The organism is Amycolatopsis sp. lyj-346 (assembly GCF_046548975.1).
Classification (GTDB): domain Bacteria; phylum Actinomycetota; class Actinomycetes; order Mycobacteriales; family Pseudonocardiaceae; genus Amycolatopsis.
Map to the genome: position 1 here is coordinate 272497 of NZ_JAJPWT010000007.1, position 19678 is coordinate 292174.

The 19678-nt window shown below is 71.5% G+C and carries 18 protein-coding genes and 1 pseudogene; 10 read left to right on the forward strand and 9 right to left on the reverse strand.

Translation table 11 applies throughout. The features are described from left to right. Window positions 1–15: 15 nt before the first annotated feature. Window positions 16–1092: a sensor histidine kinase gene (locus ACLJQE_RS23095; RefSeq protein WP_410641388.1), complete on the reverse strand. Its 1077-nt coding sequence runs from the start codon at window positions 1090–1092 to the stop codon at window positions 16–18. A gap of 73 nt (window positions 1093–1165) precedes the next feature. Here ACLJQE_RS23095 and ACLJQE_RS23100 point away from each other — a divergent pair, with 73 nt between their 5' ends. The 8 genes from ACLJQE_RS23100 (at window position 1166) to ACLJQE_RS23135 (ending at window position 10146) form a co-directional block, all read left to right on the forward strand. Continuing rightward, window positions 1166–2074, forward strand: a complete 909-nt coding sequence (locus ACLJQE_RS23100; RefSeq protein WP_410641389.1) for an aminoglycoside phosphotransferase family protein — start codon at window positions 1166–1168, stop codon at window positions 2072–2074. Between the two features lie 261 nt (window positions 2075–2335). Next, window positions 2336–3838 (forward strand): cellulase family glycosylhydrolase, encoded by a 1503-nt coding sequence (locus ACLJQE_RS23105; protein WP_410641390.1) that lies wholly within the window; start codon window positions 2336–2338, stop codon window positions 3836–3838. Further along, entirely contained in the window at window positions 3838–4890 is a 1053-nt protein-coding gene (locus tag ACLJQE_RS23110; RefSeq protein WP_410641391.1) for a cellulose binding domain-containing protein, read from the forward strand. The genes ACLJQE_RS23105 and ACLJQE_RS23110 overlap by 1 nt, the downstream gene beginning before the upstream one ends. A 302-nt stretch (window positions 4891–5192) precedes the next feature. After that, complete coding sequence (locus ACLJQE_RS23115) at window positions 5193–6044, forward strand: serine hydrolase (RefSeq protein ID WP_410641392.1); 852 nt, start codon at window positions 5193–5195, stop codon at window positions 6042–6044. Between the two features lie 216 nt (window positions 6045–6260). Continuing rightward, on the forward strand, window positions 6261–7394 hold the full coding sequence (locus ACLJQE_RS23120; RefSeq protein WP_410641393.1) for a Cys-Gln thioester bond-forming surface protein: 1134 nt from the start codon (window positions 6261–6263) through the stop codon (window positions 7392–7394). Between the two features lie 201 nt (window positions 7395–7595). Continuing rightward, window positions 7596–8423, forward strand: coding sequence for an AraC family transcriptional regulator (locus ACLJQE_RS23125; RefSeq protein WP_410641528.1), 828 nt, complete (start codon window positions 7596–7598; stop codon window positions 8421–8423). A gap of 80 nt (window positions 8424–8503) precedes the next feature. Then, on the forward strand, window positions 8504–9322 hold the full coding sequence (locus ACLJQE_RS23130; protein WP_410641394.1) for a carbohydrate-binding protein: 819 nt from the start codon (window positions 8504–8506) through the stop codon (window positions 9320–9322). 77 nt (window positions 9323–9399) lie between these two features. Then, window positions 9400–10146, forward strand: coding sequence for a thioesterase II family protein (locus ACLJQE_RS23135; protein WP_410641395.1), 747 nt, complete (start codon window positions 9400–9402; stop codon window positions 10144–10146). Between the two features lie 33 nt (window positions 10147–10179). Here ACLJQE_RS23135 and ACLJQE_RS23140 read toward each other — a convergent pair whose 3' ends face one another. Together ACLJQE_RS23140 and ACLJQE_RS23145 are read right to left on the reverse strand one after the other, a co-directional pair. Continuing rightward, entirely contained in the window at window positions 10180–11082 is a 903-nt protein-coding gene (locus ACLJQE_RS23140; RefSeq protein ID WP_410641396.1) for a glycoside hydrolase family 19 protein, read from the reverse strand. Window positions 11083–11312: 230 nt separating this feature from the next. Further along, complete coding sequence (locus ACLJQE_RS23145) at window positions 11313–11561, reverse strand: hypothetical protein (protein ID WP_410641397.1); 249 nt, start codon at window positions 11559–11561, stop codon at window positions 11313–11315. A 312-nt stretch (window positions 11562–11873) separates the two neighbouring features. On the opposite strand from ACLJQE_RS23145, the gene ACLJQE_RS23150 reads away from it, so the two are divergent. After that, window positions 11874–12050 (forward strand): zf-HC2 domain-containing protein, encoded by a 177-nt coding sequence (locus ACLJQE_RS23150; RefSeq protein ID WP_410641398.1) that lies wholly within the window; start codon window positions 11874–11876, stop codon window positions 12048–12050. A 69-nt stretch (window positions 12051–12119) separates the two neighbouring features. On the opposite strand, the pseudogene ACLJQE_RS23155 reads toward ACLJQE_RS23150, so the two are convergent. Then, window positions 12120–13066: pseudogene (locus ACLJQE_RS23155) on the reverse strand (Lrp/AsnC family transcriptional regulator). A gap of 108 nt (window positions 13067–13174) precedes the next feature. Here ACLJQE_RS23155 and ACLJQE_RS23160 point away from each other — a divergent pair. Continuing rightward, a complete protein-coding gene (locus ACLJQE_RS23160; RefSeq protein ID WP_410641399.1) occupies window positions 13175–14530 on the forward strand; it encodes an MFS transporter in 1356 nt (451 codons plus the stop codon). 50 nt (window positions 14531–14580) lie between these two features. Here the strand turns inward: ACLJQE_RS23160 and ACLJQE_RS23165 are convergent, their stop codons facing one another. The 5 genes from ACLJQE_RS23165 to ACLJQE_RS23185 form a co-directional block, all read right to left on the reverse strand. Further along, window positions 14581–14988 (reverse strand): hypothetical protein, encoded by a 408-nt coding sequence (locus ACLJQE_RS23165; protein ID WP_410641400.1) that lies wholly within the window; start codon window positions 14986–14988, stop codon window positions 14581–14583. A gap of 43 nt (window positions 14989–15031) precedes the next feature. Further along, on the reverse strand, window positions 15032–15901 hold the full coding sequence (locus ACLJQE_RS23170; RefSeq protein ID WP_410641401.1) for an oxidoreductase: 870 nt from the start codon (window positions 15899–15901) through the stop codon (window positions 15032–15034). A gap of 262 nt (window positions 15902–16163) precedes the next feature. Continuing rightward, the gene (locus ACLJQE_RS23175) at window positions 16164–16877 is read right to left on the reverse strand and encodes a MerR family transcriptional regulator (protein ID WP_410641402.1); all 714 of its coding nucleotides are present in this window, start codon (window positions 16875–16877) and stop codon (window positions 16164–16166) included. Window positions 16878–16901: 24 nt separating this feature from the next. After that, window positions 16902–18320, reverse strand: a complete 1419-nt coding sequence (locus ACLJQE_RS23180; protein ID WP_410641403.1) for a serine hydrolase domain-containing protein — start codon at window positions 18318–18320, stop codon at window positions 16902–16904. 57 nt (window positions 18321–18377) lie between these two features. Beyond that, window positions 18378–19556 (reverse strand): glycoside hydrolase family 3 N-terminal domain-containing protein, encoded by a 1179-nt coding sequence (locus ACLJQE_RS23185; protein ID WP_410641404.1) that lies wholly within the window; start codon window positions 19554–19556, stop codon window positions 18378–18380. Window positions 19557–19678 lie beyond the last annotated feature (122 nt).

Consider the following 19678-nt stretch of genomic DNA (forward strand, 5'->3'; position numbering starts at 1 on the left):
GCGGGCGGCGAGCCCCTACCGGCGGGTGGGGAGCCGGACCGTGACGAGGAGGCCGCCGGCCGGGCGGGGCTGAAGTTCGAGCATCCCGTCGTGGGCGCGGACGATGCTGTGCACGATCGCCAGTCCGAGGCCGACGCCGTCGTGCTCGTCGGTGCGGGTGCGGCCGGTCCCGCGCTGGAAGGGCTCGGTCAGGGTCGGGACCAGCTCCGGCGGCAGCGGCCGGCCGGTGTTCTCGACCCGCAACGCGCTCGTGTAGCGCCGTCGTTCGGTGTGGACGGTGACCGTGCCGCCCGGGACGTTGTGGACGATCGCGTTCTGGACGAGGTTCGTCACCATGCGCAGGAGCAGGGCCGCGGAGCCGGTCGCGTGGACCGGCTCCCCGGTGACGTCGAGGGTGATCCGGCGCCGCTCGGCGAGCGGCAGCAGCGTTTCGGCGGCTTCCTCGGCGATGAGGGAGAGGTCGACGGGCTCGCGGGTGAAGTGCCGCCGGTCGCTGCGGCTGAGCAGCAGGAGGGCTTCGGTGAGGTCGATCGCCCGCGTGTTGACCGTGCGGAGCCGCTCGACGAGCTCGTCCCTGGGGTAGGTCGGGTCCTTGCCCGCGACGTCGAGGATGGCCTGCGAAATGGCCAGCGGGGTGCGCAGCTCGTGAGAGGCGTTCGCGGCGAACCGCTGCTGCTCGCCGACCTGCGATTCGAGTCGTTCGAGCATCGTGTCGAAGACGTCGGCGAGCTCGCGGAATTCGTCGGAGGGGCCGGTCAGGCGGATGCGGTGGGTCAGCGACCCGTGCGCGGCCAGCCGGGCGGCGTCCGCGATCTTGGTGAGCGGGGCGAGCATCCGGCCGGCCAGGAGCCAGCCGCCGAGGACGCCGAACACCAGCAGGAAGCCGAGTGCGGTGGCCGCGGAGGGCGCGAACACGCGCACGAGGAGGTACCGGTTCGGGGCGATCCCGAGCAGGCCCTGGTCGTTGTCGGGAACGTAACGCAGCAGCGACACCCGCACGACGGCGAGCATGACCGCGCCGGCGAGCATGAGGAACGCGGCGTAGCTGATGGTCAGTTTCAGCCGGGCGCTGAGCCCGGGGCGCCTGGTCACCAGCCGAAGCGTAGGCAGGGTGGGATATCGCGGGCATATGCTCGTTTCCCCTGATCAAGTGGAGGAAGCCGCCTTGGACGACGTCCCGGACCTCGGTCCCGTGCCCCGGCGACGCACCGTCGGCGTGGCACTGGTGCGCCGGCTGATCGGCGAGCAGTTCCCGCGGTGGGCCGGCCTCCCGGTCCGGCCCGTGTCCCACGGCGGGTGGGACAACTTCACCTTCCACGTCGGCGACGGAATGGTGGCGCGGCTGCCCAGCGCGGCCGAATACGCCTTGGCGGTCGAGAAGGAACAGCGGTGGCTTCCGGTGCTCGCCTCCCGGTTGCCGTTGCCCGTCCCGGTCCCGCTGGCGCAGGGGAAACCCGGCGCGGGCTATCCCTTCCCGTGGTCGATCCACTCCTGGCTCGACGGCGAAACCGCGAGCCCGGACCGGATCGCCGACCCCGTTCGCTTCGCCGTCGACCTGGCCGGGTTCCTGGCCGCCCTGCAGGACGTCGAGGCGGCCGGCGGGCCGCGGCCGGGCAAGCACAACTGGTTCCGGGGTGCCACCCTGCGCACCTACGAGCCGTCGGCCGAGCGTGCGCTCGCGGCGCTGGACGGCCGGATCGACGCCGGCCTGGCCCGCGAGATCTGGACGACCGCGCTGGCCGCACGCTGGGACGGCCGGGACGTCTGGTTCCACGGTGACGTCGCGGCCGGCAACCTCCTGCTCGACGGCGGGGCACTGACCGCCGTCATCGACTTCGGGACCTGCGGGGTCGGCGACCCGGCCTGTGACACGGCCATCGCCTGGACGCTGCTGACCGCCGAGGGGCGGCGGGCGTTCCGCGAGCGCCTGTCCGTCGACGACGAAACCTGGGCGCGCGGCCGCGGCTGGGCCCTTTGGAAGACGCTCGTTTCCGCGGCCCGGACGGGCGAGGAGGCCGAGGAAGCCCATCGCGTTCTCGGCGAAATCCTTGCCGAATACCCGACCGGCCGTTGATCCGTTGTTCCGCCGCCGAACGTGGCTCGCTGCTTGAGTCGTGGCGGGGCCGGACTCCGGCCGGGGGAGGCGGCTGCGTTCGTTGGTGGAATCCGGCGGACGCTGTTCGCCTGAATCAGCCGCTTTACGGGCGTTGGTGATTGACAACCGCGGGTCCGGGAAGCGACGGTGTGAAAGCTTCTGGGAACGCTCCCAGACGCTTCCGCCGCCAGTGTGCACAAGGGAGTGCCGATGTGGGGAAGAGCCGGAAAACGTCCTGCCGTGCTTGCGGTCGCGGGGCTCGCGGTCGCCGCCGGGGTCGTCACCTCGACGACGGCGGTGTCGTCCGCGCGTGAGACGAGCGCCGCGTTCGCCTGCCGCGTCACCTACTCGGCCAACGACTGGGGAAGCGGTTTCAGCCTCAACGTCGGGATCGCCAACCTCGGCTCCGCGGCGGTCGACGGCTGGACGCTGACCTACTCCTACGCCGGGAACCAGACCCTCCAGCAGGGCTGGATGGGCACGTGGACGCAGTCCGGCAAGCAGGTCACCGTGACCAACGCGAGCTGGAACGGCACCATCCCGGTCGGCGGTTCCGTCAGCACCGGCGCGAACTTCTCCTACAGCGGCACCAACACCACGCCCACCGACTTCGCGGTCAACGGCGCCACCTGCACCGGAACGCCGCCGACCACGGCGACCACCCCCATCACCAAGCCGACGACCACGACCCCGACGACCACCACGACGACGCCACCGCCGCCCGGTGCGGCGCCCGCGTTGCACGTCTCGGGCAACAAGCTGCTCACCGCCGAGGGGAAGCCCTACCGGCTGCTCGGCGTCAACCGGGCCAGCGGCGAGTTCGCGTGCGTGCAGGGCAAGGGCATGTGGGACAGCGGCCCGGTCGACCAGGCGTCGGTCGACGCGATGAAGGCCTGGAACATCCACGCGGTGCGGATCCCGCTGAACGAGGACTGCTGGCTCGGCCTGTCCGGCTCGCCCAGCGGCGCTCCCTACCAGCAGGCCGTCAAGGACTACGCGAAGCTCCTGAAAGCCAACGGGATCAACCCGATCCTGGACCTGCACTGGACCCACGGCCTGTACACCGGAACCTCTTCCGCCTGCACCGACGTCAACGCCACCTGCCAGAAGCCGATGCCCAGCCGTCAGTACACGCCGACGTTCTGGAGCCAGGTCGCCGCCGCGTTCAAGGGCGACAACGCCGTGGTGTTCGACCTGTTCAACGAGCCCTACCCGGACGCGGCCGCCAACTGGTCCGACGCGGCCGCGGCGTGGCGGTGCCTGCGTGACGGCGGCACCTGCACGGGGATCGATTACCCCGTCGCCGGGATGCAGGAACTCCTCGACGCCGTCCGCGCGACCGGCGCCGAGAACGTCGTGATGACCGCCGGCCTGACGTGGACGAACGACCTCACGCAGTGGCTGGCCCACCGGCCGACGGACCCGGCGGGCAACCTGGTCGCGTCGTGGCACAGCTACAACTTCAACGCCTGCGTCACGGTGTCCTGCTGGGACAGTCAGATCGGGGCGGTCGCGGCCCAGGTCCCGGTGCACGCCGGGGAAATCGGCCAGAACAGCTGCGCCCACGACTACATCGACCAGGTGATGGCCTGGCTGGACGCGCACAATCTCGGGTACACGGCCTGGACGTGGAACCCGTGGGGCTGCAGCGGCGGCAACGTGCTGATCGAGGACTACAACGGCACGCCGACCAAGACCTACGGCGAGGGCTTCCGGGCCCACCTCCTGACGGTCAACCCGTGATGCCGAAGCGGGTGTACGCGCTGATCGCGGTCGTCGTCGCCGTGCTGGGCCTCGCACTGGCCCAGCCGGCGGTCTCGGCGGCCGCGCCGGTGCGGATCATGCCGCTGGGCGACTCGATCACCGCCGGCCCGGGCTGCTGGCGGGCACTGCTGTGGGACCGCCTGCAGCGGACCGGGTACCCGAACATCGACTTCGTGGGCTCCCAGCCCGGCGGTGGGTGCTCGGTGCCGTTCGACGGGGACCACGAGGGCCACGGCGGCTACGCGGCGACCGGGATCGCGGACCAGAACCAGCTGCCGGCGTGGCTGGCCGCGTCCCGCCCCGACGTCGTGCTGATGCACCTGGGCACCAACGACCTCTGGGGCGGCACGATCGGCACCGACGCGATCCTCGCCGCGTACTCGAAGCTGGTCGACCAGATGCGGGCGAGCAACCCGGACATGAAGATCCTCGTCGCGCAGCTCATCCCGATGGAGCCCGGCGGGTGTGCGGCCTGCGCCCAGCGGGTGGTCGCGCTGAACACCGCGATCCCGGGCTGGGCGGCGGCGAAGACGACCACGCGGTCCCCGATCACCGTGGTGGACCAGTGGACGGGCTTCTCGGCGGCGGCGGATACCTCGGACGGGGTGCACCCGATCGATCCGGGCTTCCGCAAGATGGCCGACCGCTGGTACCCGGCCCTCGCGGCGGCCCTCGGCACCCCGGTCCCGCCGTCATCGACGACGACCACGACCACGTCGCCGCCGACGGGCACGTGCACGGCAACCTACCGGGTGACGGGCCAGTGGACCGGCGGCTTCCAGGCCGAGGTCAGCATCCGCAACGACGCGTCGGCGACGGCCTCGGCGTGGACGGCAACGTTCGGTCTCGCGGCGGACCAGCGCATCAGCCAGGCCTGGAACGCCACGGTGACCCAGGACGGAGCGGCGGTGACCGCCCGTAACGCGGACTGGAACGGAACGCTCGGCACGGGTGCGTCGGCGACGTTCGGGTTCCTGGCGAGCGGAAGCGGCACGGGAGCGATCCCGGCGGTGAGTTGCGCGGTGCGGTAAGCGCCGGGTGCGGTGAGCACCGGCGGTTCCCGGCTCCGGACCAAGCGCCCCAATGTGGCCTTGGTTGCGTTGAACGCACCCAATGTGGCCTTGGTTGCGTTGAACGCACCCAATGTGGCCTTGGGTGCGTTCAACGCACCGAAGGCCACATTGGGGCGCTTGTGGTGCTCCCCGCGAGGCGCCGCCCAGGCGAGATGCGGTGAGCGGCGGGGTGCGGTGAGCGACGGTGGTCGCCGCACCCCCGCCGGCCGTGCGAGTCTGCAGGGTGCAAGCACCCGCTCGCCGTCACCCGGGGGACCTCCATGGGCAAGCTCCTGCTCGTCGCGCTGCTGGCCGCCTTCGCCTTGGCGCCGGGTGCCGGCGGCCGGGGCGAGCCGCGAGGCGGTGATCCGCGAGGCGGTGAGCTGCGAGGTGGCGATCCCTTCGGCCCGGACCTGCGGGCGCGGATCACCCGGGCGCAGGCCTACGCCGGCAGCCGGCCCGGGGTCACCGGGATCGTGCTCCGGGACCGCCGGACCGGCGCCGTCCACCGCAGCCCGGCCGCCGGCACCCTGATCTGGGCGTGCTCCACCCCGAAGCTCGCCATGGCCGTCGACCTGCTGCTGCGGGAGGACTCCGGCGCCGTCAAGCTGACCGCCGAGGACCGCGACCTCCTGCACCGGATGCTCCACTCCAGCGACAACGATGCCGCCCACGCGCTGTGGAACCGCTACGGCGGCGAGGCCGAATTCGCCCGGCGCTTCCCCGCGTACGGGCTGACCGACATGCGGTTCAGCGACCGGCACCCGCACCACTGGGGCTGGATCCGCACCACCGCGAACGACCTGGACCGGCTGATCGGGTACGTCCTGACCCGCCTGCCCGCGCGGCACCGCGATCACCTCGTCCGCGAGCTGCGTGCCGTCGACGTCAACCAGCAGTGGGGCGTGTGGGGTGCCGGGCCCGCCGCGCGGCCCGGTAACAAGAACGGCTGGTCCGACGACAACGACGACGGTTCCTGGATCATGAACTCCGTCGGCTTCGCCGGCCCGGACGAGCGGTACACCCTGGCCCTGATGAACGACACCCGGGTGATCTCCGGCGGTGAAGCGACCGGCAAAGAGACCACCACGAAGATCGCCGAAATCCTGTTCGGCGGGTATTTCGGCGACTGATATCTGCGGCCCATTCAGGGGCTTTTCGAGCGGAATCGTGGTTATGGGGGCACCGTGCGTAGCGCTTGTGAGGTCTGTGTATGCTCCGATATCGCTTGACCGGGTGATCACTCACCCGAATCAGTGGCCGCCGTGGTCGGGGATTGTGATCTCACGCGGCCCTAACGGCGTGGTTCGGGCTCGGATAGGAGATTTATGCAGGTCAGGTCAGCTTTCGTGCGTGGCGGGATCGCGGTGCTCGCCGCGGCCGCCGCGGTCATGGCCGGCGCCCCCGCGGCCCTCGCGGACGACGGCGCCGCGCGCGGCCGGGTCATCGAGGACGCGTCCACGGTCGGCTACCGGATCAACCTCGAAGGCGGCGGTGACCCCATCGCCAAGCTGTTCGGGTTCAAGCTCTCGGACGGCAAGTCGCTCAAGCTCTACTGCGTGCAGATCACCGTCGACATGCGCACCGACGTCGACATGATCGAGCGGCCGTGGAACAAGTACCCGGTCGCCGACTCGCCGTTCACGAAGAACAGCGACAAGCTCAACTGGGTGCTGCACCACGGCTACCCGGGCATCAAGCTCGACGCGCTGGAAGCCGCCCTCGGCAAGCAGGGTGTCAAGGTCCACGACGGCGTCTCCGAGCAGGAGGCGATCGCCGCGACGCAGGCCGCGGTGTGGCACTTCAGCGACGGCGTGAACCTCGACCTCAAGAAGCCGCTGGCCGAGGCCAACCCGGCCGAAGTCAACGCCGACGTCGCCGCGCTGTACAGCTACCTGATCGGCGACCAGAACAAGGGCATCGGCGCGCAGCCGAAGCCGACCCTGAACATCGCGGGGCCGAAGACCGAGGGCAAGGCCGGCGACAAGATCGGCCCGTTCGAGGTCGCCACCTCCGGTGACGTCACGTCGCTGACCACCGAGCTGCCCGAGGGGGTCAAGGTCACCGACGCCGACGGCAAGGAGCTGAAGACCGCCGACGTCAAGGACGGCAGCAAGCTGTTCGTCGACGTCCCGGCCGGCACCAAGCCGGGCAAGGGCTCGTTCGCGCTGAAGGTCACCGGCGAGCTGGAAACCGGTCGCCTGTTCGTCGCGGAGAACTACGCGCGGCAGCCGGCGCAGTCGCTGATCGTCGCCGACTCGGAGAAGACCCAGGTGACGGCGAACGCGGCCGCGAGCTGGACCGAGGCGGGTGCCCCGGCCACCAGCCCGGCGCCGACCACCACCCCGGGTGGTGCGCCCTCCGGTGGCGGCGACCTGGCCAACACCGGTGTCGACGCCGCGGTTCCGTTCGCCATCGGCGGCCTGCTGCTCGGCGGCGGCGCGCTGATGCTGCTGCTGAACCGGCGCCGCAGCCGCGCGTGACGCGGTAACGCAGTACCACCGAACGGGGCCGGTCCACAGTGGACCGGCCCCGTTCGTCGTCCGGTACCCGACGATCGGATTGCGATCATCGGGGCAAAACCGGCGAATCGCCGCCGGGTTGGTCTAGGCTTTTCGGCCATGCGTGGTACGACCGTTCCGCCGGGGACGCCCTGCCCGCCGCCCCGCCCCGGCGAGCTGCCGATGCACCGCTTGGAGGTGCCCGCGCCGCACGCGCTCCCGTTCGCCGTCGGCACCTTCGACGCGATCGGGCCGCTGTCCCGCGCGGATTTCCCGCACCGGCACACCTTCCACGAGCTGGTCCACGTCACCGGCGGTACCGGCGCGCACGTCGTCGACACCGCGCGCTGGCCGCTGCGGCCGCCGCACTTCGGCGTGATCGCGCCCGGGCAGGTGCACCAGTGGGCGGGCGTCCGGGGCCTCGCCGGGCACGTCGTGCTGTTCACCGACGACTTCCTCCTCGACCACCCGGCCGATGGCGAGCTGCTGCGGCGGCTGAGCGAACGGCCGTGGCTGCACCTGGACGAGCACGCCGACGCGGGCGTCACCCGGCTGATCGCCGACCTGGAGGAGGAGCACCGCCGCGGCGGTGCGGGCACGGAGTCGGTGCTGCGGGCGCTGGTCCACGTCCTGGTCGTGCGGGCGGGGCGGCTGCTGGGCACGCCGTCGCCCGCGCCCGCCGGTGCGGTGGCGGCGGAGTTCGTCCGGCTCGCCGGCCGCCCCGGACCGGGGCCGTGGTCGGTGCGCGCGCACGCCGAACGCCTCGGCGTCACCCCCGGCCACCTCACCGAGGCGGTGAAGGCCGCGACCGGCCGCACCGCCGCGCAGCTGCTGCGCGAGGCCAGGACCCGGGAGGCACAACGGTTCCTGCTCCGGACGGACCTCACCGTGCGGCAGGTCGCCGGCCGCGTCGGGTTCGCCGACCCGGCCTACTTCTGCCGGTTCTTCCGCCGTGAAACCGGGCTGAGCCCCGGTGACTTCCGGCGTTCCGGGGAGAAGCACCACGACTGACCGGTCCAGTCCATCGCCGCCCGCCCGGTGCGTGCCTACGTTCGAGGGGATCCCCGAACCGCCCCCACGAGGAGCCAGGCATGGACGAAGAGAACAAGCTCAGCCGCAAGACCGTGCTCAAGGCCGCGCTCGCCGCGGGTGTCGCCGCGCCGGTCGCGCTGATCGGCGGCCCGGCGCTCGCCCGCGCGAACGCCGTCGGCGGCCCGGCACCGGAGCTGACCCCGGCCTGCCACGACGACGACGATCCGACGCCGCAGCAGACCGAAGGGCCCTACTTCAAGCCGAACTCACCGGAACGGACCAACCTCGTCACGCCCGGTCAGCCGGGTACCCGGCTGACCGTGACCGGGTACGTCTTCGGCCGCGCCTGCCTGCCGGTGAACCGCGCGCTGCTGGACTTCTGGCAGGCGGACGTCAACGGCGCCTACGACAACACCGGCTACACCTTCCGCGGGCACCAGTACACCAACGCCCAGGGCGCGTTCACGCTGTCCACGATCGTGCCGGGCCTCTACCCGGGCCGGACCCGGCACATCCACGTGAAGGTGCAGGCGCCCGGCAGGCCGGTCCTGACCACGCAGCTCTACTTCCCGGGCGAGCCGCGCAACAACACCGACACGATCTTCGACGCGCGGCTGCTGATGACCGTGCGGGACAACGGCTCCGCGAAGGAAGGTGCCTTCGACTTCGTGCTCGACGTCCCGCAGACGCCGCCGTCGACGCGGCCGACGCCGACCTCGTCCACACCGCCGGGTGGCACGTCCTGGGCGGTGGGCACCGCGTACCCGGCGGGTGCCCGGGTCACCTACGACGGCCGTGGTTACGGCTGCCTGCAGGCCCACACCGCCCAGCCCGGCTGGGAACCCCCGGCCGTCCCGGCGCTGTGGCGGGCGGGGTGATCCCGGGGTCGCTTCCAGCCCAAGTCTGCGCACGTTAGGGGTCGACGGCGGCCCGGCGGCCTGCCAGATTGGGGGCCATGACGATTTCGCTCGGCGCCGCGGAGTGGGTCCGGCGCTTCCACCCGGCGCCGTCCGCCGCGGCGCGGCTCGTGTGCTTCCCGCACGCCGGGGGATCGGCGAGCTACTTCCACCCGGTCTCGGCCGCGCTGGCGCCCGCGGTGGAGGTGCTCGCCGTGCAGTACCCGGGCCGGCAGGACCGGCACGCCGAAGCCCCGGTCGACGACCTGTTCGTGCTCGCCGACCGGCTGGCGGACGTGCTGGCCCCGGAGATCACCGGGCCGGTGGCGTTCTTCGGCCACAGCATGGGCGCCAGCCTGGCCTTCGAGGTCGCGCGGCGGCTCGAAGCGCGGGGCACGCGGCTGCTCACCCTGTTCGTCTCGGGCCGCCGCGCGCCGTCGGCGCGCCGCGACGAGCGGATCCACGAACGGGACGACGAAGGACTGCTGGCCGAGGTCAAGGGGCTCGGCGGCACCGGCACGGCGGTGCTGGACGACGAGGACATCCGCAGCCTGGTGCTGCCCGCGCTGCGCAGCGACTACAAGGCCGCGGAGCTCTACCACTACCGGCCCGGCCCCGACGTCGGCTGCCCGATCGTGGCGTTGATCGGCGACCAGGACCCGAAGGTCACCGACGCCGAAGCCCGGCAGTGGGCCGAGCGGACGTCGGCGGGCTTCGAGCTGAAGACGTACCCGGGCGGCCACTTCTACCTGAACGACCACGCCGCGGCGGTCATCCGGCTGCTCGCGGACCGGCTGGCCGGCTGAGGGAGCGGGCGGGGCGTACCCCGCCCGCCCGGCTCAGCAGTACAGGTTCGCGCCGGGGTCGACGCCGAGGATCGACGTGATCTGGCGGTATTTCGAGACCCGGCTCTCGACCTGGGCGGGGTTGCCGCCGTTGCATTCGATCGAGCCGTTGATGCTGCGGATGGTCTCCCCGAAACCGCGGCCGTTGACCATCGCGTTGTGCGGGGTCGTGGTGCCGGGGCCGCTCTGGGTGTTCCAGTACCAGAGCCCGGTCTTCCAGGCGACGGCCGAGTTCAGTTCGACCTGCCAGGGGTTGCCGAGCAGGTCGATGCCGAGCGCGTCACCGGCGGCCTTGTAGTTGAAGTTCCAGCTCAGCTGGATCGGCCCGCGGCCGTAGTACGCGGACTGGCCGGCCGGGCAGCCGTAGGGCCGGCTCCAGTCGCAGTAGTGCGGGTAGTTGGCGGTGTTCTGCTCGACGATGTGGACGAGCCCGCCGGTTTCGTGGTTGACGTTCGCGAGGAACGCGGCGGCTTCCTGCTTCTTCACGGTGTCGCTGCCGGTGTTCGCGAAGCCGGGGTAGGCCGACAGCGCCGCGGTGAGGCCGCTGTAGGTGTAGAAGGGGTTCCGCCCCGGGAAGATCTGGTTGAACTGGGCTTCGCTCACCACGAACGCACCCGGGTTGCCGGGATCGGTGCCGCCACCGCAGCCGTAGGGCTCCCAGTACCAGGTGCTGATGACGGGGTCGTAGCCCGGGTTGGCGTTCTTGGCCCGGTAGTAGCCGCCGTTGGTGTAGCGCACGATGGCGCCGACGTCGTACCACTGGCCCGCCACCCAGTTCGGCGCACTGCACGCGGCGGCGGCGGCCTGCGAGGCGTTCCCGGTGACGGCGGGGACGCCGAACACGAGCCCGGCAACGGCGGCGACAGCGGGCAGGACCGCGACAAGGCGTCTTCTCAAGACTCGCTCACTCCTTCGGCCACGACAGAACCCGGGCGCGCAGGCGCCCGGCGTCGAAGGTGGGTGTGCTCATCCGGCCGAGACGAACGTGACACCGGTCACTAGACCAGATTGGTCTAGTCCAGTCAAGATTGCCGGGGGTGACGGGCAAGGGTTGTGCGCGAACGTCCCTGCCATCCCGCCGCGGGGCGGGCGACGCGGTGCCGAAGCCGCGTGGCCCGCCGGGCACGTCACCGCGCTTGCGGGATCCTCACCTGCGCCGCCGGGGCCAGGTGCAGGATGCGCTGCAGCCGGGCCCGGCCCAGCCGGTGGAGCATCTCCCCGAGCTCCTCCGGCGCGATGCTCTCTTCGAGGTCGATCCGCGTCGTCCGGACGACGCGATCGATCTCCGAGGCGGGGAGCCGCCCCGCGAACTCCCCGGCCAGCCACACCCCGACCTCGTCCACGACGTCGTCCGCCCGGTGGCTCCGTACGGTCATCGCTCTCCTCGTTTCGGATTGCCTTCTCGCCAAGGCCGGACCCGGGAAATCCCGGTCCGACGCCAGTCCGACGAGTGAGCCGGGTAGCCATGACGCCGAATCGCCGAAGTTCGTGCCACAAAAGCTTTCCGTGTTCGGACGGGTGAACTGTGTAACCACCGCTTTCACTCACATGGGCTGTTCGCCCTCCGAAGTTGTCGGCCGTTCGGGTAGAAATTCGCGGAACTTCGCCAGTGACGCGTCCATCTCAGGACTCTGGAGGCATCGGATAGTGCGGGCGTTCCTCGGGGACGCGGAACGGAGATGCGATCCATGGGCCGGTACGACCGGACCGACCTCGGGGCGTACAGCCTGGGGTTGCTCGACGCCGCCGAGGCGGCACGGGTGGAGCGGCACCTCTCGGCGTGCCCGGACTGCCGCCAGGAGGTCCGTGAGTTCGAAGCCGTCCGCGGCATGCTCGACCACCTGGTCGAGGTGAAGTCCAATTAGGACGATTCCGGAACCGGCCGGACGGGGCTCGGTCCCGGCCTGACGTGCGCGGGAGCCGCCGGCGGCCTGTCAGCGCGAGGCAGCCGCCTTGACGGTCCGCAGCACGGGCGCCGTCTCCAGGGTGCGGATGGCGTCCAGTGCGCCCAGCCGGTGCGTCAGGTAGTGGTGCAGCGCGGCCGCGTCCGGGCACAGCGCCTGGGCCACCAGGTTCGCCGGGCCCGTCGTCGCCGCGACCAGCGCCAGCTCCGGGTGGGTCGCCAGCGTCCGGGCCACCCGGTCCAGCCGGGCCGGCGCCACCGCCATCCACAGCAGCGCCTGCGTGGTCGCGCCGAGCGGGGCCGGGTCGATCTCCAGGTCGAAGAACACCGTTCCGCCCGCCTGGAGGTCGGCCAAGCGCCGGGCGACGGTCGCCGCGGACCAGCCGGTGGCCGCGGCCAGCTCGGCAAGGCCCGCGCGGCCGTCGCGCTGGAGAGCGGTCATCAGGGCGTCGTCTTCGCTGGTCAGAGGCTTGCCTGGCCGGTGTGCTCCGGGGTCAGCGCCGCGATCTGCGCCGCGTCGAGGGCGTTGGCCCGGCCGAGCCACGCCGTCGGGCCGCCGAAGTAGCGGTGCAGGAGCTGGTGCGCCGAGACCGCCGTGATGCTCGCCGTGCGCGGGATGTCCCGCAGCAGCAACGCGTGGTCGCTCGCGGCCGGCGTGTGCACGTTCACGCAGATCTCCGTGCCGCCCGACATCAGCTTGATCCACGCCGTGTCCGCGCGGCGCGCCAGCGCCTGGGCGAGGTCCTGTGCCGTGTGCGGGGTCGCCGTCAGGCGGACCATCCACTCGGCCTGCCCGGCCCGCTGGGGGTCCGGCAGGCCGACGACGCGAAGCGACGCTTCGGCGCGGAGACGGCGGTAGCGCCGCGCCACCGTCTGCGTCGAGACGCCGAGGACGTCCCCGATCTTCGTGAACGGCGCCCGCGCGTCGATGTGCAGCGCATGGATCAACGCGCGGTCGACGGCGTCCAGAGTGGTCATATCCCTCATTCAAACCGAAGAAACGGAAAAAATCCGCCAAGAAACGAGGGTGGCTGGAACAACGAGAGCGCAGAAGCGAGGGTGGGCGCCGGACGAAAGGACACCCCGTTGCCCACCCTGACGCGTTACCGGCGGCGCTGGGCCGCACTGGCCGTACTGCTCGTCGCCGAGGCGATGAACCTGCTCGACGCCACGATCGTGCAGGTCGCCGGCCCCGCCATCCACGCCGAACTCCCCGGTCCGGCCGCCGCCATCCCGTGGTTCAGCGCGGCCTACACGCTGCCGTTCGCCGCCTTCCTCGTCACCGGCGGACGGCTCGGCGACATCCTCGGCCGGGCCAAGGTGTTCAAGCTCGGCGTGGCGGGCTTCGTGCTCGCGTCGCTGGCCTGCGCGGCCGCCCCGGACGCCGGGCTGCTGATCGGGGCCCGCGCGGTTCAGGGCGCGGCGGCCGCGCTGATCATCCCGCAGACCATCGGCCTGATCCGCGCTCTCTTCGACGACGGCGAACTCGCGAAGGCACTGGGCAGCATCGGCCCGGTGATGGGGCTGTCCGCGGTCACCGGGCCGCTGCTCGGCGGGCTGCTGACGCAGGCGATCTCGTGGCGGGCGGCGTTCCTCGTGAACGTCCCGCTCGGGCTCGCGGTGCTCTTCGCCGCGCGGCTGCTGCGGGAAGACCGGGCCACCACCCGGCCCCGGCTCGACCTCGCCGGCACCGCGCTCGTCGTCGCGGGCGCCGGGCTGCTCGTCTACCCGCTGATCGATCCCGCCGGGACGAACTGGTGGCTGCTCGCGGCCGGGGCCGCGCTGCTGGTCGTGTTCGGCATGCAGCAGCGCCGCGCGGCCGCACCGCTGGTCGAGCCGAGCCTGTTCGCCCACCGCGGGTTCCCGGCGGCCCTCGGCGGGTCGCTGCTGTTCTTCGCGGTGATGACGGGCCTGATGCAGGTGGTCCCGATGCAGCTGCAGCTCGGGCTGGGTGCCGACGTCCGCACCGCGGGCCTGACGTTGCTGCCCCTCTCGGCGGGACTCGCGGTGTCGTCGTACTGCGCCGGCGCCTGGCTGGTCCCGAGGTTCGGCCCTCGCGTGATGTTCGCCGGGCCGGCCCTCCTCCTGACGGGGGTCCTCGCCATGACGGCGGGCGGGGTGGGCGCGTACCCGTGGGCGCTGGCGCTGTGCGGGCTCGGGATGGGGACGTTCACGGTGCCGTTCTTCACCGCCGCCCTGCACCGGGTCCGGCCGCACGAGACGGGCTCGGCCGCCGGGCTGCTCAACGCCGTGCAGCCGCTCGGCGGCACCCTCGGCGTCGCCCTCCTCGGCGGGGCCTACCTCGGCACCGGCACGGCGGCCGCGGCGCTCGGCCTGGGAGCCGCGCTGACCGTGGCCGCCGCGGTGGCCGTGGTTCCGCTCAGTCATCACTTTCATAGGGAAAGTGATCCGGAGGAGGGACCTCCAGTTCGCATCACGTGAAGGCGCCGCTTTCGGTCCTTGGGGGAGCCGGGTGGTGGAGCTCCGGCTGCTCAGTAGTCGTCGCGGCCGGTGAACTGCTGCTCGAGCAGTTCCGCCGCGCCGGCGACCAGTTCGAGGGGGTCGGTGAACTCGTTGATGTCGAGGTTGACCAGCGGCAGCGAGTGGCGGAGCACGACGTGTTCGCCCATCACCGCGAGGCCGCCCACCACGATCGCGTCGCCGATCTCGGTCAGCACCGCGAGGAGGTCGACCTCGTCGTGCCGGGCGAACGGCGTGGCGATCTGCACCCAGTCCTCGCGCTGGTCGAGGATCTCGCGGGCGATCACGACGATCTGGGCGCGGTGTTCGGTGTCGGGGTCGTCGCCGAACACGAGGCGGATGCGGATCTCGTCGGGCTCGTCGCGCACCACCCGGTACGAGTGCCTGATGTAAGCGACCAGATCGGCCCACTCCGCCACGTGCTTCTCCGTCCTCGTGCCTGTCGAGCGCTCAGCGTAGCGATCAGCGGGCGCCGATCCGGTCCAGATCGGCGAGAACGTCGCCGGGCAGTTCGAGGTCGGCGGCGGCGAGGTTCTCCCGCAGGTGCGCGGGCGACGACGTCCCGGGGATCAGCAGCATCGACGGCGACCGCTGCAGCAGCCAGGCGAGCGCGACCTGCATCGGCGTGGCGCCGACCCGCGCGGCGCAGTCGTCGAGCAGCCCCGACTGCAGCGGGCTGAACCCGCCGAGCGGGAAGTAGGGCACGAAGGCGACCCCCTCGGCGGCGCACTTGTCGACGAGGGCGTCGTTTTCGCGGTGGGCCAGGTTGTACTGGTTCTGCACGCAGACGACGGGCGCGATCGCCTTCGCTTCGTCGAGCTGCTCGGCGCTGACGTGACTGACGCCGAGGTGCCGGATCAGCCCCTGCTCCCGCAGCTCGGCGAGCACCCCGAAGGGTTCGGCGAGCGACATCGGCACCGGGTAGTCACCGGCGGCGTTGCTGAGCCGCAGGTTGACGACGTCGAGCGCGTCGACCCCGAGGTTCCGCAGGTTGTCGTGCACGGCCTCGGTGAGGTCCGCGGCCGACAGCGCGGGCGGCCAGCCCTTGTCCGCGCTCCGCCGCGCCCCCACCTTCGTCACGATGACGAGTGATTCCGGGTAGGGGTGCAGGGCTTCCTTGATCAGGGCGTTCACGGTGTGGGGGCCGTAGTAGTCACTGGTGTCGAGGTGGGTGACCCCCCGCTCGACGGCCTCCCGCAGAACGGCGACGGCGGTGCCGCGATCCTTCGGCGGCCCCCAGACCCCGGGCCCGGCCAGCTGCATGGCGCCGTAACCCATGCGCGTCACGGAAAGTTCGCCGCCGAGGGTGAAGGTGCCGCCTAAGTCCGCCATGCCGCTCCTTGGTTCCGGGTGCCGTCGCCGGGAAGTCTAGCCACGTTCGGTTTCCCGTTTTTGTCGGTGGCAACCGGTAGCGTGGAAATCGGGGGCTTCTCATGTAGCCTCGCTGCTGCTTCCCTTGTCCTGCAAGGAAAACCAGCCACGAATTACTCGCCGATGTTCACCCGATTCAGTGGTGCCATTCGAACTCGTGTTCGGTACCGTCGTTGGTGTGACTACGACGATTCCTTCCATGCCACCGAAAACGTCCGAAGCTTCACCGCTCTTCCATCAGCCGGGCAAGACGATCCCAGGCCGGCGAAGACCCGCAGGGCAAGGACTGTGCGGCCAGCCGCGCGATGGCCGGGTTGCCGACCGCACCGGATTCCGGCCGCTCGGCGAACCAGTCCCTGGTCCGCTCCGCGAGCCCGGGAAGGCGCGGATCATCCGGCGGCCAGTCGTAAGCGGCGTCATGCTCGAGGACGAGGGTGCGAAATTCGGTCTCCGCCAACAGATCCCGCTTCTCGGTGATCCACCGGGCGGCGTCCTCGGGCGAGGCCGTCTGCATGAGGACCCAGCCGTCGCGTTCCAGGCGCAGGTGGCGTTCGCTGACGTCGAGCTCGCGCAGATCGTCCAGGTAGGCGGCGACTTCCGGCGAAACGAAGAGCCGGTCGCCGCCGCGCAGCTGGGCGAGCTGGTCGCGGGCCCGCCGCAGCTGCGCGATGCGTGCCTCGATGCCGTCGTCGATTTCGGCGATGGCGGCCGCCAGCGTGTCCTCATCGGCTTCGAGCAGGTCCTTGATGCGGGCCAGCGGCACTCCCGCGGCGGCCAGCGTCCGGATCTTGACCAGGTCGATCGCGTGCTGGGCGGTGTAGCGCCGGTAGCCGGACGAGTCGCGACCGGGCTCGGCGAGCAGGCCGCGCTCGTGGTAGTGCCGCACGGTTTTGACGGTCACTCCGGCGTAGTCCGCGAGCCGGCCGATCGTGATCACGGTGGCACCCTTCCGAGGAACCGGTCAGGCCCGCCGGGTCAGGCGGCCGCCGCCGTTGCGGAAGCGGGCCCGGCCGTCGCGGACGTCGTGGTAGGAGACGAGCAGGAGGCGGAGGTAGCCGTCGAACGTCTCCGGCGGATATCCCTCGGGCGCGAAGAGGCCAGGCCGGATCGGCACGTAGCGCTGCGGCGGAGCCGACGTCGCACCGCCGGCGAACGCCGTGAAAATCCGTTCCTGAGACTCGTCCGCCGGCTCGTAGGTCGTGCGCTCTTCAAGCCGGCCGTCGACGACGCTGACGTCGATGCGGAGCTGGTCGGAGCGGTAGGTGCCGACGTAGGGGGCGAGGTCGACGTCCGGCTCCGGTTCGGTGAGCACGGCCGGCACCGGAACCCCGAGGTGTTCGCGCAGGAGCAGGATCCGGTCCTGCAGCACGATCGCCCCGGGACTGTTGCCGTAGGCGGTGAAGACCAGATCGTGCTCAGGCAGGACGCACAGGATGGCCACCCCGCCGGGCGACGCGCCCGACATGGCCAGCACGGTTGTGTCGCCGAAGGGGTACCGGACCCAGCCCAGGCCCATCGGCGGAACGTTCGGTGTGGCCATGTCGTGCGAGACCCGCTGCATCAGCGCGACCGACTCGGCCGAGAGAACACGGGTGCCGTCGGGCGACACCCCGCCCGCGAGGTGGGTGCGCCCGAACGCGAGCAGGTCGGCGACGGTGCCGATCGGCGTGCCGCCGGCCGGTCCCCAGGTATCGGGCAGCATGAACATGTCCGTCGGCCGGGCCGTCGCCGTGGCGGGATCCGGGAAGTGGCCGATCGCGGTACTGCGCAGGATGGCCTGGGCCGCCGACGTACCGGAGTCGTGCATGCCGGCGGGCGAGTAGACGTCACGGGCCAGCAGCTCCGGGAAGCTCACGCCGGTCACCACTTCCAGCAACCGGCCCGCGACGATCATGCCGCCGTTGGAGTAGCTGAGCTGCTCGCCGGGCTCGAACAGGGTGCCGCATCCGTCGGCCAGGCCCTCGACGTACACCTTGAGGGCGTCGCGGCCCGAGGCGTCGGGGAAGCAGAGGTCCGCGTCGATGCCGTTGGTGTGCGAGATGAGGTGCCGGACGAGGATCCGGTCCGCCGCGCCGGGTGTGCGCAGGGCGAATCCCGGGAGGTACTTCGCGACCGGTGCGTCCAGGTCCAGGCACTCCCGTTCGACCTGCTGGAGGACCAGCGTGGTGGTCAGCACCTTGGTCACCGAGCCGAAGAGGAACCCGGTGTCATTGCGCATCGGGGCCGCGGTGGTGACGTTCGCGGTGCCGTGGGCGAAGACGACCTGTTCACCCGCGTGGTGGACGCCGGCGACGAACCCGGGAATGTGGTCGGCTTCGCAGTGAGTGGCGATCTCGTCGCGGATCCGGGCTTCGATGGTGTGCAGTGCGTTCTCGGTCATGCGAACCATCGTCGAACCCTCCCCCAGGGGCGGGGTCAAGCCGGACGCCGAGGGAATTCAGCAAAGCCCCTTGCCCCGCAGCACCCGCGTGACCGACTCCTGCACCCGCGGCATCGGCAGCTCGCCGCTCTGCACGGCCTTCACCAGCCGGTCCAGCACCTGGTCCACCCGGCCCCCGGACGACCACAACGCCTGGTCCGCGCCGGCCTGCAGGGCCTTCAGCACCGCTTCCGGCAGCGGGTACTGCGCGGTGATCGCCTTCATCGCCCCGAGGTCGTCGGTCACCACCGGTCCGGTGAACGCGAACTCGCCGCGCAGCAGCTGGTACGCAGCCGGCGACAAGGAGGCCGGGACGCCGCCGGTCAGGTCCGGCACGTCGAGGTGGCCGATCATCACCGCGACCGGGCCGTAGTCGGCCAAGCCCTGGTACGGCACCAGGTCGAGCGCGCGCAGCCGGGAAAGCGGCGGCGTGACGACCGTGCCCTTGTGGGAGTCGCCCGAGCCGTGGCCGTGGCCGGGGAAGTGCTTCAGCACCGGCTGCACACCCGCGTCGCGCAGGCCCGCCGCAAACGCTTTCGCGTACGTCTTCACCCGGGCCGGGTCCGGGCTGAACGACCGGTCGCCGATGACGTCGTCGTCCGGGGCGTCCGTGACGTCGGTGTCCGGGGCGAAGTCCACCGTCACCCCGCGGGCGTGCAGCTGGCGGCCACGCTCGGCGGCCAGCGCGCGGACCTCGTCCGGGGATTTCGTCTTGGCCATCGTCCGGGCCGAGGGCAGGTCGCCGTCGAGGTCGTCGATGCGCTGGACGCGGCCGCCTTCCTCGTCGACCGACACCGCCACCGGCACCCGTGCCACCGCCTGGACCGCGGCCAGCGAGCGGTTTTTCAACAACGCTGTTGCGTTACCCCCGATGAAGATGCCGCCGACCTGGTGATCACGCACCAGGGCCACCGTGGCCGCCGGGTTGTCGCCGGAGACGCCCACGACCACCAGCTGCGCGATCTGGGCGCGGACGTCGAGTCCGGCCACCAGCGACGCGCAGTCGCCCGGCCGCGTGAGACTCGACGTGGGCACGGAGGGGGCGGGCGGCGGAACCGACGGCGGGGCAACCGGCCGATCGGACGTCCGGGGCACCGCCAATCCGGACACGGTCCTCGGTTGCAGGCCCGCGACCAGCAGGCACCCGGTCACGATGGAGAACGCCACCCCGAGGGCGGCAAGACGACGGCGGTTCATCGGTCCCTTCACTCGTTAGTGTGTGCCCCTTGACCGTAGTCGACGGCCAAACTTCACGCCGTGAAGAATGGCCCGCCATCGTTAGAGAATTCGTGAAGGCGTCCTCAGCAGACTGGGGTGAG

What these genes read in the sequence shown, in the direction of transcription:
- ACLJQE_RS23185 (WP_410641404.1), bottom strand. Translation starts at nt 19,556, where the DNA reads ATGAACCGCCGTCGTCTTGCCGCCCTCGGGGTGGCGTTCTCCATCGTG.
- ACLJQE_RS23145 (WP_410641397.1), bottom strand. Translation starts at nt 11,561, where the DNA reads ATGACCGTACGGAGCCACCGGGCGGACGACGTCGTGGACGAGGTCGGG.
- ACLJQE_RS23170 (WP_410641401.1), bottom strand. Translation starts at nt 15,901, where the DNA reads ATGGCGGACTTAGGCGGCACCTTCACCCTCGGCGGCGAACTTTCCGTG.
- ACLJQE_RS23150 (WP_410641398.1), top strand. Translation starts at nt 11,874, where the DNA reads ATGGGCCGGTACGACCGGACCGACCTCGGGGCGTACAGCCTGGGGTTG.
- ACLJQE_RS23130 (WP_410641394.1), top strand. Translation starts at nt 8,504, where the DNA reads ATGGACGAAGAGAACAAGCTCAGCCGCAAGACCGTGCTCAAGGCCGCG.
- ACLJQE_RS23110 (WP_410641391.1), top strand. Translation starts at nt 3,838, where the DNA reads ATGCCGAAGCGGGTGTACGCGCTGATCGCGGTCGTCGTCGCCGTGCTG.
- ACLJQE_RS23135 (WP_410641395.1), top strand. Translation starts at nt 9,400, where the DNA reads ATGACGATTTCGCTCGGCGCCGCGGAGTGGGTCCGGCGCTTCCACCCG.
- ACLJQE_RS23115 (WP_410641392.1), top strand. Translation starts at nt 5,193, where the DNA reads ATGGGCAAGCTCCTGCTCGTCGCGCTGCTGGCCGCCTTCGCCTTGGCG.
- ACLJQE_RS23180 (WP_410641403.1), bottom strand. Translation starts at nt 18,320, where the DNA reads ATGACCGAGAACGCACTGCACACCATCGAAGCCCGGATCCGCGACGAG.
- ACLJQE_RS23125 (WP_410641528.1), top strand. Translation starts at nt 7,596, where the DNA reads ATGCACCGCTTGGAGGTGCCCGCGCCGCACGCGCTCCCGTTCGCCGTC.